A 1,228-nucleotide genomic window follows, 5' to 3' on the forward strand; every position below is an offset into this window, starting at 1 on the left:
GTTGCCGCCGTGGGAGACGTGCTCACCACGGATCGATGAGCCGGAGCGGCGTGTGACGGGAGCGAGCCCGGCGTAGGAGGCCAGCTGGCCTCCGGTGCCTGGAGGTCTTGCCCAGGGTCTCGGCCAGCAAGGACGGCTGCGGCCGGGACCCCTGATCCCGGGCACGCGTGGTCAGGACCTGGCACATGAGGGTGGGCCACCCGCCAGGGTCACCGGCCTGGGCGGCGACATCGGCCCGCTGAGCGCGTGGGGCGATGAGCTGCCTGGCCAGGTGAGGTAGCACCGTTGCGGCTGCGTCGGTGCCGGCGACCACCACGGTCTGGTGCTCCAGGGCCGAGACGATCTGGCCGGCCCAGGTTGTGTGGCGTCTGCACCCGTGCTTCTTGAGCCTGGCGTCAATCCTTGCCTTGCCCGCGCGCTTCAGGTCGGCTGGGGTGGGCCAGGCGGCGACGGGCCTCCAGGATGGCGTCGTGCGCCCGGCCAGGGCCCCACCACGGCCTCCAGGGCTGGGCGGGGTCTGGGTGAACGACTGGCCCCGGATCCGGCCCTTGGTCTGGTTGACGGCTCGGGTCAGGTCCAGGTCGAATCCCGTGAGCATCGACAAGGCGGCCGCGTCCTCGTCCGAGGCGTTGATGGCTCTCAGGGTGTGGGGCATGGTCCTGGCCGCGCCGGCGATGACGGCAGCGTCCTTGGCGTCGGTCTTGGCGCTGCCCGGTGTCAGGTCGGCGATGCGGCGCATCGACAGTCCGGGCAGGTAGCCCACGGTGATGCCCATGTCCTGAGCCACCGCCACCGCCAGGGCCCCGATGGTGGCGGGCTGGTCTACTACCACCAGCAGGTGTCCGTGATCGGCCAGCTTCTTGTAGAGAGCACGCAGGCGCTCCTCGTCGTTGGGTAGGGGCCCGCTCGAGGACCTTCCGCCCTTCCTGGCTCAGGGCCGTGGCCCAGTGCTCGCTCCTTGCCGACGCCCGGTGCCGATGAAGACGTCGATGTCCTCGATATCCATCTCTCCTGCCGCCTCTCGGTCAAGTCGATACGGGGTCAGCCAGTGGACAACCGGTCCCGCACCCACGCCTGCGAAAGACCTCACACTCGATGGGTCGTTCCCCTTATCAGCGGTCACCAGCGCCCGGCTGCTGCGGGTGACAACACCCCCCGGATCATCTAAGGACAGGGGCAAGACATCATGCCCACAGCAGCTGGCCCACGCCCCGGACCACCCGGGACC

At 69.9% G+C, this 1,228-nt stretch carries 1 pseudogene; it reads right to left on the reverse strand.

The window, feature by feature from the left end:
- Positions 1-1,006: pseudogene (locus HMPREF0975_RS14240) on the reverse strand (IS110 family transposase); the annotation flags it as partial.
- Positions 1,007-1,228: the final 222 nt, after the last annotated feature.

Origin of the sequence: Actinomyces sp. oral taxon 849 str. F0330 (genome assembly GCF_000239715.1) — a bacterium.
Lineage (GTDB): Bacteria > Actinomycetota > Actinomycetes > Actinomycetales > Actinomycetaceae > Actinomyces > Actinomyces johnsonii.